7 protein-coding genes are annotated in these 14,251 nt (G+C 66.2%); all 7 read right to left on the bottom strand.

Annotation, left to right across the window (positions count from 1 at the left end; genetic code table 11):
• Positions 1–90: 90 nt before the first annotated feature.
• On the bottom strand, positions 91–1,035 hold the full coding sequence (locus IR187_RS11740) for a D-2-hydroxyacid dehydrogenase (protein ID WP_194954796.1): 945 nt from the start codon (positions 1,033–1,035) through the stop codon (positions 91–93).
• Positions 1,032–1,478, bottom strand: a complete 447-nt coding sequence (locus tag IR187_RS11735; protein WP_324187687.1) for an endonuclease domain-containing protein — start codon at positions 1,476–1,478, stop codon at positions 1,032–1,034. Before IR187_RS11735 ends, IR187_RS11740 begins: the two co-directional genes overlap by 4 nt.
• A gap of 71 nt (positions 1,479–1,549) precedes the next feature.
• Positions 1,550–3,076, bottom strand: a complete 1,527-nt coding sequence (cysS, locus tag IR187_RS11730; RefSeq protein WP_194954794.1) for a cysteine--tRNA ligase — start codon at positions 3,074–3,076, stop codon at positions 1,550–1,552.
• A 171-nt stretch (positions 3,077–3,247) separates the two neighbouring features.
• Complete coding sequence (locus IR187_RS11725; RefSeq protein ID WP_194954793.1) at positions 3,248–9,385, bottom strand: beta strand repeat-containing protein; 6,138 nt, start codon at positions 9,383–9,385, stop codon at positions 3,248–3,250.
• 28 nt (positions 9,386–9,413) lie between these two features.
• Entirely contained in the window at positions 9,414–11,231 is a 1,818-nt protein-coding gene (locus IR187_RS11720; RefSeq protein WP_194954792.1) for a ShlB/FhaC/HecB family hemolysin secretion/activation protein, read from the bottom strand.
• A gap of 183 nt (positions 11,232–11,414) precedes the next feature.
• Positions 11,415–12,173, bottom strand: coding sequence for a hypothetical protein (locus IR187_RS11715; protein ID WP_194954791.1), 759 nt, complete (start codon positions 12,171–12,173; stop codon positions 11,415–11,417).
• Positions 12,160–14,250 (bottom strand): adenylate/guanylate cyclase domain-containing protein, encoded by a 2,091-nt coding sequence (locus IR187_RS11710; protein ID WP_194954790.1) that lies wholly within the window; start codon positions 14,248–14,250, stop codon positions 12,160–12,162. Before IR187_RS11710 ends, IR187_RS11715 begins: the two co-directional genes overlap by 14 nt.
• Position 14,251 lies beyond the last annotated feature (1 nt).

The following is a 14,251-nucleotide window of genomic DNA, read 5'->3' as shown; positions in this document are numbered from 1 at the left end:
GTCATTGCGAGCGAAGCGAAGCAATCCAGAGCCTGCGTAAACCGCCCTGGATTGCTTCGCTTCGCTCGCAATGACGAACCCGAGGTTGGTTCAATACCCCAGCGTCAAATCCACCCGCGGCTCGACCGCCTCACCCTTGTTCCACCGCTCCAGATTCTCCAGAAACCGCTGCGCCGACCGCACGAACATCTTGTCCTGCGCGCGGCCCGACAGGTGCATGGTGATATGCGCATTGTCGAGGCTCCACAGCGGGTCGTCGGCGGGCAGCGGTTCGGGGGTGGTCACGTCGAGGAAGGCGGCGGCGATCTGCTGACTGTCCAACGCCGCGACCAGCGCGTCCTGGTCGACGACGCTGCCACGTGCGATGTTGATGAGCGTTGCGGTCGGCTTCATCGCGGCGAGTTCGGCGGCTCCGATCATGCCGTCGGTCTCGGGGGTCGCGGGGACCGCCAGGATCACCCAGTCGAAATCGCCCAAGCGTCCGCGCCACTGGTCGGGGGTCAGCGTGTTCGCGCCCGGTGACCGGCGCACCACCGTCACATCGACCGCAAAAGCCTTGAGCCGCTCCGCGATCAGCTTGCCGATCGCGCCATAGCCGAGCAGCAGCGCTTTCGATCCGAACAGCTCGACCTTGCCCGGCGAATCGATCAGCCACTCGCGGCGTTCCTGCGCGCGGACGACCTCGCGATATCCCTTGGCGACGGTCAGCATCCCCATCACGACATATTCGGCGATGGTGATCGCGTTGATCCCCGCGCCGTTGGTGACGACGGTGCCGCGCTCCTTCAGCAGATCGAGCGGCATCCCGTCGACCCCGGCGTAGATCGAGTTCAGCCATTTAAGCTTCGTCGCCGCGGCAATAACCGCCGCCATGTCCTTCTTGTCATACATGTCGAACCAGCCGATTTCGGCATGCGGCGCGAGCGCCATCGCCTCGTCCTTTGACTGGAAAAAGCGCGGCTCGACCCACTCGGGCAGGCGGTTTTCGACGAGCGGGCGGATCAGGCCGGACAGGACGGTGACGGTTTTGGTCATAAACGATCCTTTCGATCCTCCCCATCGACTTGCGATGGGGAGGTGGCATCGCGAAGCGATGACGGAGGGGCTTTGCCGAAGCTGCTCAGGCGGTCTTCGACGATGTCTACGATAGATTGCGCGACGGTTTCGGCGCTGTCCAGCACCGCGCACGCCGGAATGCGGATCGTGTCGATGCGATTGGCGCGCAGCCAGATGTCGCGGCGTTCGTCGTGGGCGGGATTGTCGCCCATATCGTGCGCGATGCCGTCGACCTCGATCGCCAGATTGGCGCGGGCGCAGAAGAAGTCGAGGATATAGGGGCCGGCCGGATGCTGTTTGCGGAATCTGTGGCCGCCGGGCGCGGCGCGCAGGATTCGCCAGAGCAGGGTTTCGGGCAGGGTGAGTTGGCGGCGGAGCCGCTTGGCGCGGCGGATGGTCGAAGCGGGTTTGTCTGGACCCACCGTCGTTGCCCCTCCACCACCCGCTGCGCGGGCGGTCCCCCTCCCCATCGCAAGTCGATGGGGAGGATATTCTACGCCTCCAGCCGCCAGTCCCAGCCGAGCGGGTCGCCGTCCATCACCTCGACCCCGGCGGCGATGAGCTCGTCGCGGAGTTTGTCGGAGGTGGCGAAGTCCTTGACCGCGCGGGCTTCCTTGCGGCGGGTCAGGATGGCCTCGATTTCGGACTCGGTGATGGTGGCCGCCTTGGGGCGGATGCGCAGATCTGACCGGGCGAGCGTCAATAGACCTAAGCCAAGGACGCCATCAAAGCGCTCAACGAGTTCATGGCGCAGATTATTGCTCCCCTTTTGGATTGCGTCCTCGAGCACTGTCAGTGCGATCGCGGTATTTAGATCGTCGCCAATCGCATTGGCGAAAGCTCTAGATAGCTTGTGGTGGATCATGTCGTCAGCAAAACGATGGGTCGGGTTCGCCCGCTCGGCTCGATTGCGTTCGGTCCAGAAATCTTCCGACGGATCGGTAAAGTCCCCGAAACCTTCGTAAGGGTCATCTACGCTTTTAAGTTTTTCAATAGCCATCACCAGCCGCTTCAACCGCGTCAGCGCCGCACCCAGCCCCTCCCACGAAAATTCCAGCTCGCTGCGATAATGCGCCTGCAGGCACATCAGGCGGTAGGCGAGGGGGTGGTAGCCTTTGTCGATCAGCAATTGCAGGCGCAGGAATTCGCCCGCGCTCTTGCTCATCTTGCCGCTGCGTTCGATCAGGAAATTATTGTGCATCCAGATGCGCGCGCCGCTGGCGTCGCTGCAGCTGTGCGCCTGGTTTTGCGCGATTTCGTTCGGGTGATGGATTTCGCGATGGTCGATGCCGCCGGTGTGGATGTCGAACGGAAAGCCGAGCAGGGCTTCGGACATCACCGAGCATTCGAGATGCCAGCCGGGGGCGCCGCGGCCCCACGGTGAATCCCATTCCATCTGGCGTGTCTCGCCTGCGGGCGTCTTGCGCCAGATCGCGAAATCGGCGGCGTGGCGCTTGCCCTCGACCTCCTCGATACGGCCTTCGCCATCCTCGGTTTTCGCGCGCGCCAAGGCGCCGTAATCGGTCACCGTGGAGGTGTCGAAATAGAGGCCGCCTTCGAGTTCGTAGCAATGCTTGTCGGCGATCGCCTTCGCAAACTCGATCATCTGCGGCACATAGTCGGTGGCGATCGACCAGTGGGCGGGCTGACGGATATTCAGCGCCTTCACATCGGCCCAATAAGCCTCGGTATAGTGGCGCGCGATGTCCCAGATCGACTGCGCTTTCTCCGCCGCCATCTTCTCCATCTTGTCCTCGCCCGCATCGGCGTCGTCGGTCAGGTGGCCGACGTCGGTGATGTTGATGACATGGGTGAGCTTATACCCCTTGAACGACAGGGTGCGCCCTAGCGTGTCGGCAAAGACATAGGCGCGCATATTGCCGATATGCGGATAGTTGTAGACCGTCGGGCCGCAGCTATAGACGCGCGCCTCACCGGGATGGACGGGCCGGAATTCTTCCAGCTGGCGCGTCAGGCTGTTGAACAGCTTGAGCGCGGTCGGGGCAGGGGCGTCGGTCATATCCGCGCCCATGCCTTGAGCCGGGGGGAGGCGTCAACCCGATTGGATTTCCTCAATGCCATTCCTTGCGTCGTCATTGCGAGAAGCGAAGCGACGCGGCAATCCATGGTGGCGTAAACCGCTCTGGATTGCTTCGCTTCGCTCGCAATGACGGCGGAGGAGTTGCCGCCGCTACGGCCCCTCGGTCGGCGTCCACAGATCGTCGTTGCCCGCGCCGGTGACCGGATCGTCGAGCAAGGGTTCGCCGCTCAGGGGATCGAGGTCGCGCATCGTGATCAGCGGCACGGGCAGACTCTGGCCGTTGCCATCCTCGTCCTCCGCCGGATCGTCGATGACGTCCTGCACGGGGAAATTGCTGTCCTCGCTGGGCCGCACCGGCGCGGTGCAGCTGGCGACATTGCCGATCAGACAGCCGTTGATCGTCGATTGCGCGTTGAATCCTGTCTGGACCACCGTGCTCGACCCCGTCGGCGCGTTGATGTTGACGAGCGGGATGACGTCGAGACCCGTCACCAGCGCGCCGCTGGCGCCGCGATGCGCGGCGTTGATGACCAGACTGTCCTGGTTCCCCGGGCCGTTGATGAACAGCCCGCCCTGGCCAAAGGTGATGCCGCGCCGGTCGGCGAACGCGGTGCCGGTGCCGCTGTTCTGGATATAGACGCTGTCGTCCAGATTGTGGTTCAGCGTGATGCGGTTGGCTGCCAGCGCGCCGATGTCACTGATGATGCCGTCATTCTGCGCCAGCCGCGCGTCGATTGCGGCGGTCGAGGTCATGGCCGCAATATCGGCGATCGCCTGCGTCGTCGCGATCGCGATATCGTCGGCCTCGATCGTCAGATTGCCCGCCAGCTGGTCCGGCGACTGGCCCGACAGATGAACCGAGCCGCTGCCCAAAATCACCTCGACGCTGTCGCGCCCGAACAGGTTTACCGACTGGCTGTCGGTCATGCCGTTGAAGCGCACGTCGCCGCGCACCCGCATTTTCCCGGGGGTGCTGATCAGGAAAGTACCGTTGGGGCCGAGCTGCTGCGCCGCGTTGATCGTAAAGCCTTCGACGAAAACGTCGGGGCTGCGCGACGATCCGACCGATGACCCTTGCGAGGACTCCAGCCGTTCGCCGCGCACCGTGATGTCACCGCCAAAGATTCGGGTGATTTCGCTGGCGTCGAGGTGCCAGCCGCTGCGCGTACCCGTGCCGCCGATGAAGGTCGGGTTCTGGTTGCTGATATTGGCGACCAGCACCGAATTGGTCGTTCCCAATTGCCCGATACGACCGGTGCTGGCGATGGTGATATCGCCCGAGTTCACGAACAGTTCGGGACCGGTGACAATACCGTTGATGGTTGCCATGCCGACGGCGCTCGCGAACAGCGAACCGGCCGTCGTGACGTTGTTCAGCGTCATGTCCCGGTTGGCTTCGAGATTGACGTTGCCGGCCGTCAATTGGCTGACGGACAGGTCGTTACCCGCGCGCAGATCGGCCAGTCCCGCGACGCTGGCGGTGGTCACCGACAGATTGCCGCTGGTGCGCACGTCGGCGTCGCCACCGGTGGTCGTCAGACTGGCGAAGTTCAGATTGTTCTGCCCGGCGATCTGGATCGTACGCCCGGCGGCGCTGACCGCACCGGCGCTGTCCAGACTGTTCACCACAATTCCGCCGTCCGTGCTGGCCAAAGCGGTGGTGCCGCCGCTGCGCAGCATATCGACCACCACGCCGTCGGCTGCCGATACCGTGACATTGCCCGCCGCGGTGACGATTTCCAGCAGGTTGGCGGTCGATCCCGCGGTGATGCCGACATTGCCGCCCGCCCGCACGACGCCGCCGGTCAGGACGTCGGTGACGGCGATCGTCACATTGCCGCCCGCATTCACCGTGTCTAACCGGTCGCCCGAAGGGGTGATCAGCGTGGCAAGGTTCGCGTCCGTCGCAGTCAGGGCAATATTGCCGCCCGCGCGGAGCGGCCCGGTTGCCGACAGCGTCCCTGCCGCGGTGGCGGTCAGATTGGCAGCGGCGTTCAGGTTGCTGGCGGTGATGTCGCCCGCCGCCGCGGTCAGCACGATGTTCGACTGGTCGGGCGCCGATCCGACGATCTGGAAGGTGGCGGGTGCGGTCGGGCTGAACGGTGCAAATATCAGGGTCCGGTCATCGCGCCCCGCGCCGGTGGTCACCACGCCGGTGGCGATGATGCCGCCGGGCGCGTTGATGATCACGTCGTCGCCTGCCGTGACGCCGGTGATCGTCGCGGTGGTGCCCGCCAGTACCAGCAGGTCTTCGCCGATCGTTCCGCCGGTCATCGTGACCGCGCCACCGGCATTGACGCCGAACATGCCGGTCGCGCTGTTGTCGTTCAAAGTGACGTCGCCGCCCGCATTGATCAGTACGCTCGATGCGATCGGCGGGCCGCTGCTCGAGCTCTGGAAACCGGTCGCATTCGCCGATGCGTTGATGTTGGCGGTCGAGGTCAGGCTGATATTGCCCTCGGCATTATAGGTGCCGGTCAGGTCGCCGCCGGCAAAGATCGAAATATCGTCCTCGACCTCGGCCAGCGCGATGGAAACCGGACCGGCGCTGCCGACCGCGAACAGCGATCCGTTCGTCGTCAGTGTTCCGGTGATTCCGATCCGTGTGGCGTTCAGGACGATGTCGCCCCCCGCATCGATTGACCCGCCGCTGATCCCTTCGGCGCCCGCCGTGTTGCCGGTGGCGGTCAGGAACACCGGTCCGCCAGCCCCGATCGTGTTGAACAGGATCGACTGGCCGGTGGCCTGGACAAGGCCGCCCGCGGTCGAATTGCCCAGGTCGACGGCGCCCGGCGCGTTGACCAGAATATCGCCGCCGGTGATGATCGAATTGAGCCCGGTGCGGAAACTGACGCCGCTGGCGATGAAATCATTCACCGCCTCGGCATGTTCGACCGACACCGCGCCCGCGGCGGCAATGACAATATCGTTGCCGGAATCGAGCGCATCGACCTGGATTGCTCCCGCACTGGACGACAGAGCCAAAACGCCGCCCGCGCTGAGCAGGCTGCCCTGCGTGCCAAAAATGCCCTGCGGCGCGATGATCGTAAAGTCACCGGCAGCGCCGATCGTCGGCGCGGTTCCGCTTCGCGCATCATGGCGCACGTCAAAGCGTTCGCCCGCGTCGATCAACAGGTTGCCGCCAACGGTGAAACTGCCGCTGTTACGAGCATGGACGCCAACTGCGCTTCCCGTCTCCAGCGTCACATCGCCGGTCGCGGTGATGGTGCCGCCATCGACCGCAACAAAAATGCCGGTCAATGCCTCCTCGATGTCGCCATCCGTCGGTGCGGCTTCGCCGAGCGCGCTGGCGGTGAGTGTCGTAAGGGCGATTCGGCTCGACGGGCTGGCGTCGGTGCGTAGTTCGATGCGTCCGGCAACGTCGCCACTGGCGTTGATGATCGTGTCACCAAGCGAGATCAGTCCCCCGCCGGCCGACTCCAGTACGGCGCGTCCGCCGGTGTTGGCGATGGCCGAGGCGCCCGCAGCGCCGTTTGTCGCGCCGCCGGATCCGGTTCCCCCGGCACCGCCGGACCCCGACACACCCTGTACCGTAACCGTCACCGCCTGGGTGGTCGTGATGGTGCCACCATCGGCGATCAACCGAACGACGCCGCCGCTCCCTGCGCCCGCATCGCCGCCATCACCCGACCGACGCCCGGCGCCGAAATGGTTGGCGCCCGCCCCGCCGTTGCCACCAAAACCATTGCTTCCCAGTGGCTGGGGCCCGCTGCTTCCGGGGGTCAGGCTGATGACGCCACCGGCGCTTGCGAACAGTTCGACGACACCACCGGTCCCGCTGCCTCCGTCGCCGCCGTCGGGAGCCGCGGTCACGAAAGCAAAGGGCGCCAGTCCACCGGCGCCGCCATTGCCGCCGCGTCCGGCGGTCGTGAAGACGATCCCGCGCGCTTCAAACCGTCCGCCGGTTCCCCCGGCCACCGCGCGGGCCGTCCCGCCGACCGCGCTGCCGCCATTGCCGCCGTTGCCGTCGCGCCCCGCTGCCCCGTTGCCCCCGGTCGCGCCAGCATCGAGGTTGATGAAGAACAGGCCGGCGTTGAACCCCGTCACGATCATTTGTGCCAGTCCGCCCCCGGCGTCGCCACCGTTGCCCCCGACATTGTGCAACCCGCCCGCACCCCCCTGACCGCGGGCGGCGACCTGAATCGACCCGGCATCGATATTGGTGGCAAGCGCCAGCGTCGCCGACCCGCCCTGCCCGGTGCCGCCCGTACCGCCGACCCCTATGCCGGTGGCGCTGCCCGAACTGCTGGAAAAGAACGAACTACCACCTTGACCGCCGATTCCGGTCGCGTCGACAATCAGGCTGCTGGTGTCGAGCGTGCCGCCCGTGACGTTGACGGCCGCGCTGCCGCCGGTTCCCGTGCCGCCGTCGCCCGGGGTGCCGGGAACGCCGCTGAAGGAAAAGATATTGTTGAAAGCGCCCCCTTCGCCCCCTCGACCGGATGCGTAGGCGGCAACCAGCCCCGCCTGGACAGTTGCGCCATCAATGTTGATCGTCGCCTGCCCGCCCGCGCCGACTCCGCCGACGCCGCCCGGAATGATGTTGGTCGGCTCGCCGTCGTTGCCGGCAAAACCCTGGCCGCCTGTCCCGCTGGCCGAGGCGATGAGATCGGCCACGTCGATTGTACCGCCCAGCAGGTCGATGGTCGCGGTTCCGCCGATACCCAGACCACCCGCGCCAAGTCCGCCGCCGCCGACGCCGTCGGCGCTGACGGTGATATCACCCGCCGTAAACGTACCGCCGGTCATCACGAGCGATGCGGAGCCACCCCGGCCGGTGCCGCCGGTGGAGCCCTCGGTCAAGAAGTCGCTGCCGGTGGCGTCGGCCGCGATCGTGACCGAACCGCCCACCAGCGCATTCCCGCCGCTGATCGTCAGACGCGCGTCGCCGCCTTCACTGTCGCCGGTGCTGTTGGCGACACCGGCGGCTTCTATGACCAGATCGCCGAGGACCGCAAAGGTGCCGCCGACGACATTCACCGCCGCAGCGCCGCCCGCGGCCGACCGAACGACAATATCGCCCGTCGCGCCGACCACTTGCCCCGCCTGGACGACCAACGTGGCGCTCTGGTCGCCGATAAAGGTGCCGTTGCCCTGAACGATCAGGCGACCGAGATGCGGTGGCGGTGCAAAGGTGCCCCCCGGTGGCGGTATGGTCGCCAGCGGTCCGCCGACAAAGGCGCCGCTGGCCCGCGCCGTCGTGTCGCTGCGGAAAATCGTGTCATTGACGGTGATGTTCGCCGTGCCATTGCCGACCGGGCTCCCCGCAATCTGGCCGTTGACGATGTTATAGCCTGCCGACAGGACCACCGCGCCGTCGGGGTCGGTCTGCGCCGAAACGGCGTCGTCATAGCCGACCTGGCCCGACACCAGCATCGTCACCGCGTCATTTTTGGGGATCGCGACCATATAGATACGGCTCTGGTCGATGTCGCCCTGTTCATGCGCGGGGCCGGTGGTCGTGCCGCTGTGGGTGATCACGGTGCCGCCTTCGGCCCCGACCAGTACGTTGATGTCGAACAGCCCGTTGTTGATGCGGATGTCGGCCTGCTCTGCCGCGACGAACGCTGCCGACCCGTCGACGCGGATCGTGCCCGCCTGGACGATGCGCGGCGCCACCAGCGCGACATAGCTGCCGCCCGGATTGCCGACGACATTGGCGTTGATCGTGCCGTTGACGGTGATCGCCGACTGGCTGCCCGCCGCGCCGTTGAAGCGGATCGTGCCGCCCGGACCGAACAGGCCGCCGGTGGTGTTGATATCGTTCGCGGTGAGCACAAGGCTGCCGACGTTGATGGCGCCCGTGGCGCCGATCAGGATGCCGCCCGCGTTATAGAACCAGATATTGCCGCCGCGCGGACCGGTCGTCGATCCGACATAGGAATTGACCGTGCCGTTGAGCGCAATCTGGCGGGCGATCGAGCCGCCCGAACCGTCGACGAAGCGGTTGAGCACGGTATAGGAACCGGTGCCGACGAAATTGAGCGTGTTTCCGGTCGGAAGAAAGTCGATCGCGCCGCTGGTCGGCGCCGTATCGGTCGGCGTCCAGTTGATGATCGCTTGCGGCGTCGTGGTGGTGACGGTGGTGGCGCCGGGTCCGGGCGGTGAGATCGCACCGGTGCCGCTGACGATGCTGCCGCTGCCCGCGACCTGCGCCAGCGCCGGACCGCCCATCGCCAGTGCGGCGAGCCCGGCAGCAATAGCACAGCTGGTCAGCAGTCGCTGCCTGCCGGTGCGAGCGGGCGAGGTCGAAGCGGTGGTGCGCATGGCGGTGGTCCTCGAAGCAAAAAACATATCAGCGCGCCCTCACGCCGAACTGGGTGGTGAGCGAAACCAGCAGGCGCGGGTCGGGCCGGTTGGCCAGAAAGCCGCCGCGGTTGAGCGGAACGGCCAAAGTCACGTCGAGCCGCCCCACTTCGCCATAGGCGACGCGCATCCCGCCGCCCGCCGAATAGAGTTTCTGGGGATTGAGCCCGGCAAAGGCGGCGTCCTTGTTCCACACCCAGGCGGCGTCGAAAAAGGCAAAGGGCTGGACGGCGAACGACTTGGTATTGGCGGGGACGAATGAGCCGTAGCGCGCCTCCAGCGCCACCCCGACCCCGCTGTCGCCGATGATCGTGCCGGGGTCGAACCCGCGGCCGATGGTGAAATTGCCGCCCGAAAATTCTTCATAGGCCAGCAACGGGTCGCTGGCCCATTGCGCGCGGGGCGCCGCCGACAGGGTGAATAATTTGTGCGGGCGCCATTCGGCCAGCGCGTTGGCGCGGACCAGGAAGGCGTCGGGTTTGCCGTCGACCCGGGTCAGCGGCACCGCGCCGGGCAGGAAACAGGCGCCGCCGCCGGGGCCGCAATCGTCGCTGGCGCCCAGGAAATTGACGCCCTGCCGGGCTTCGAGCGACGTCGACAGTGCCCAGCGCGGTTCGCTTGGGTTGTACCCGCCGCGACCGGCAATCGATGCCGGATCGATCCAGCTCGCGTCAGCGCGCAGGTTGAACACGCGCAGCCGGTCGCGGTTGAGCGCTACGCCGCCAAAGCCGATGTCCTGGTCGATCAGGTCGAGCCCGCCGCCGATCGTCAGCCGGTGCGCCTGCCGCAGCGTCAGCGGATAGGATGCGAACAGGTTGACGACCTGCGTTTTCGATTTGATCGGAAACGCCGCCAGATCGGGACGCGTCCAGGCATAGGTATAGCTGGCGCCGATCCGCAGTCCTTCGCCGCCGACGCGAAATTCATGCGCCAGCTGCACCACCTGCTGCTCGTCGAAATCGGGCGTCGAATAAAAGCTGGCGGTGGTCAGGTCGCCCATGCCGGTCAGCCCGGCAAAGCGGACCCGCGCCACGCCACCCCAGCGGCCGACGTCGCGCGACCCGTAATTCTGGATATTGGTGTCGAAAATGAACGGGGTGCGCGCGACCAGGACTTCGCCGACCACCTCGCCCGGCGCATTGCCGGGGCGCAGCGTCAGCCGGGCATCGAGCCCCGGAATATCCCGCGCCAGCAGCAGATAGCGTTCGGCCTCGACGATGTTGAACACCGGCTGATCGTCGAGCCGCGACAGATAGCGTTGCAGCAGCCGTTCGTTGCGTCCGGCATCGCCGCGCACCTCGACCCGCGTCATCCGCGCGGCCAATATGTCGAGCCGGACCACGCCGTCGCTGATCGTCTGCGGTGGCACACGCACCGCGGCCAGATAGCCTTGCGAGCGCAGCATCGTCGCGGCGCGGTCGCGAATGTCGCAGACCACGGAAATCGGCAGATCCTGACCGACCCGATCGGCCCAGCTGGGGGCGAGCGTCGCGGGATCGATGCCCTCCACGCTGGAAAATTCGACGCTGCGCAGCGTGATCCGCACATTGGCAAATTCGGGATTGGCAAGCGGGCAGGGCGCGCGCTCGATGCTGTCGTCGGCCGACACAATCTGTTCGGCGGGGGGCGTCGCGGGCGCGATCGCCGGTGGCTGGATCTGTTCGCGCGTCGGGATTTGCGGTGTGGCCTGCGCCCCGGCGGCGCCGTGCCAGGCGACCGCGAACAGCCCGGCGCTACCGATCAGCGCACCGCGTATAGCCTTGCCGCACCGAACGCGCGCAAAAAACCTGTGGTCCCCCGTTTTCATCCCTACCCCTCAAGTACGAACGCGCCCGCGAAATCGCGGTGCGAAAATTATCTATGTGCTCCCGGAAACCGGCAGCGCACATGTTCGACCCAAGGAAAGATTCCGCCTGTCCCCCGGCGGATTGTTGGCAATTGGGTACCAGATGGCGCCGCCGGGTTCAATGCCCGGCGGAATCCGTCTGTCTCAACCGGCTTCACTCTCCGACAGGGCATCGACCAGCCGGTTGAGCTGTGGTGAACAGCCCTTGGTCATCAGCATGTCGATCGATTCCTCGGGCGTATCGGGCGTGTGGTCGACCGCGGTAAAGCGCACCGTCACCGGCGCCGCCAGCCCGCCGCCCGACAGGCGGTAATCGACCCCATATTGCACCGGCATGGTATCGGTCGGCCATTTGCGGAAATTGGCGCCATCGACCAGCGCGACGGTCGCCTTTTTGTCGGCGGTCGCGATTTCCAGCGCCGTGTCGCCTTCCATATTCGGACGCCACAGCATCAGCGTGGCCGGATCGGCGACGCAGAAAGTCCCGGCTTCGCGATAATCGAGCAGCCACAAATTGGGCGCCCGCGCTTCGACCGGGGCGACGTCGCCCGGCCCGCGCGAAAACCCGCCGCGCGACCGCATCGTCGGCCCCTTGGCCAGCATCCGCGTCACCGTGCCGCTCATCGACTGGCTGGTCTGGATCGGCGCGTTGGCGCCAAAGGTGCCGGGGCCGGACAGCGTGCGCGTTTTGCCTGCCTGCATCAGCACCACCTTGTCACCAGAAACGAGCGTCAGCCGGTCGGTCGATTTCAGCTTGGCGCCGGTCGGATATTTGGCGGCCGAGGGGCCGGTCGAGCGGACGACCATCGATTGCGCGGCGGCGGAGCCAGCGACGGCGACCGCCATCACGGCGGCCGCAGCGGCAAGGCCCAAACGGCGCTTGGCGGGATCAGGAAAGGACATAGCTTTCTCCTTTTTCGGTATCGTTCAGGCGTTCTATCAGAAACATGATGGCTGCATCCTGACCAAATTCCCCGGTCAGCGCTGTGGCGGCGGTCACATAGGCATTTTTGTCGCCCGCGGCGTGCGCCGCGACCAATGCCGCGATCCGTCCGCGCTGGTCGGCCGACAGGTCGGGGCGCGGGGTCAGCACGTCGACCGGCTGCGCGCGGCCGCGCAGCGTCACCCGCCCCATCGGCACCAGATCGTCGCGCTCCGACCGCGCCGCCGCTTCGGACGAGATCAGCACGCCGGTCCTGAGCGCCTTGTTCGCCGCCTCCAGCCGTGATGCTGTATTCATGGCGTCACCCAGCGCGGTGTACTGGATCCGCCCTTCGCCGCCGAAATTGCCGACAATCGCGTCACCGACATGCAGCCCGACGCGGGTCATGCCGATCGGCGGCACATCGTCGGCGGCCAGATCGACGCGGAACTGCTCGCCCGCGCGGTACATGGCAAAGGCGGCGGCGGCGGCCTTTTCGCCGTCGTCGGGGCGGCTGAGCGGCGCGCCCCAAAAGGCGACGACGGCGTCACCGACGAACTTGTCGATCGTGCCGCCATGTTCGAGCACGATGTCGGACAGCCGGTCGAGATATTCGTTCAGCAACCGCGCCACGGTTTCGGGGGTCACCGCATGGCTGAGCTTGGTAAAGCCCTCAAGGTCGGTAAAGACGCAAAAGATGTTGCGCCGCTCGCCGTGCAGCGACAGCTGGTCGGGGTCGCGCATGATCTGCGCCGCGACATCGGCGGGCAGATATTTGCCGAGCGCCGACTGGGCAAAGGCGCGCTGGCGCGACCCGATGGTGCGCGCCGCGGTGCCGACCGCGGCATAGCCGAACAGCCAGCCGATCGCCCAGCCAAAGGCGGGCAGCGTCGTCGTGTCGATCCCGCGGCCATGCGCCCAGAAGGGAAAGGCGATAAAAAACGCCATCTGCGCCAGGAACGCCAGCGCGACCCAGCGCGCGCGCAGGTCGATCAGGCTGGTCAGCCCGCCGGCGAGGACGACCAGCACCGCCAGCGTCCACAGCGCGGCGGGCGGCAGCGGCCGCGACCAGGCATTGTCAAGTTGCTGCGCCAGCATATGCGCGTGGACCTCCAGCCCGATCATCGTCTCATGCTGGCCGGTGATCGGATCGACAAAGCGGCTGAGCGGCGTGTTGAACTGGTCGTTGTCGATGATGTCGCCGCCGATCAGCACATAGCGACCGCGCACCAGCTCTGCAAAGCCCGCGCGCATGTCGTCGTCCATCGGCACGGCAAAGGCGTCGATCGGGATGTTGGCGAATACCGGCTCCTCCTGACCCACCGCAGCACGCGCCGGGACGAGGAAGCGGATATTGCCCTGGAAATCGGCAAAAGCGGGATCGACCGGGGCCATCGCGTTCGCCATCAAGGGCGGCAGGCCTTTTGGCCGGTCGGGCCATTTGCGGATCACGCTGTCGTCGTCGGTGCGGAACAAGACGCTCGTTGGTTTGGTCTTTTCAGTGGCGACGGCGGCGATGAACGCTTCAAGGAATTTCTGCTGCTCGTAAAAGATCGTGTTCGGATTGCTCGCCTGTTCGGCATAGGCGAGCCAGGTCGGCGTCGTCATCGCGCGCAGCTGCGTTTTCAGCAATTCGTCGTCGGGCCGCGGCGAATCGAACGCGATATCGATGCCGATCGCCTTCGCCCCCATCCGGTCGATATTGCCGAGCGCATTGGCGAGCAGCGTGCGATCGAGCGGCGAACGGATGCCGGTGTTGAACAGGGTTTCGTCGTTGTAAGTGATCAGGACGATACGCTTGTCCTGGCCGACATGCGGCGCCATCAAGGTCGCGCGCGCGTCGTACAGCGCCCGCTCGGCGGCATCGATCAGCGGCATCTGCCAGCTGAATCGCGCAAACAGCACCGCGACGATCAGGAACAGGATCGTCGCCGCCATCCGCGACGGCCCCAGCTGCATGACCAGCCGCCGCACCTGCTTGCGCAGCGGCACCGCGGCGCGCTGTTCGCCGGGCGCGTCGACGGGGGACGCGGCAGGATGGGCGTCGGCTTCGGTCATG

Source organism: Sphingopyxis solisilvae, assembly GCF_015475875.1.
GTDB lineage: Bacteria > Pseudomonadota > Alphaproteobacteria > Sphingomonadales > Sphingomonadaceae > Sphingopyxis > Sphingopyxis solisilvae.
This window is presented reverse-complemented; position numbering and strand designations above follow the sequence as displayed.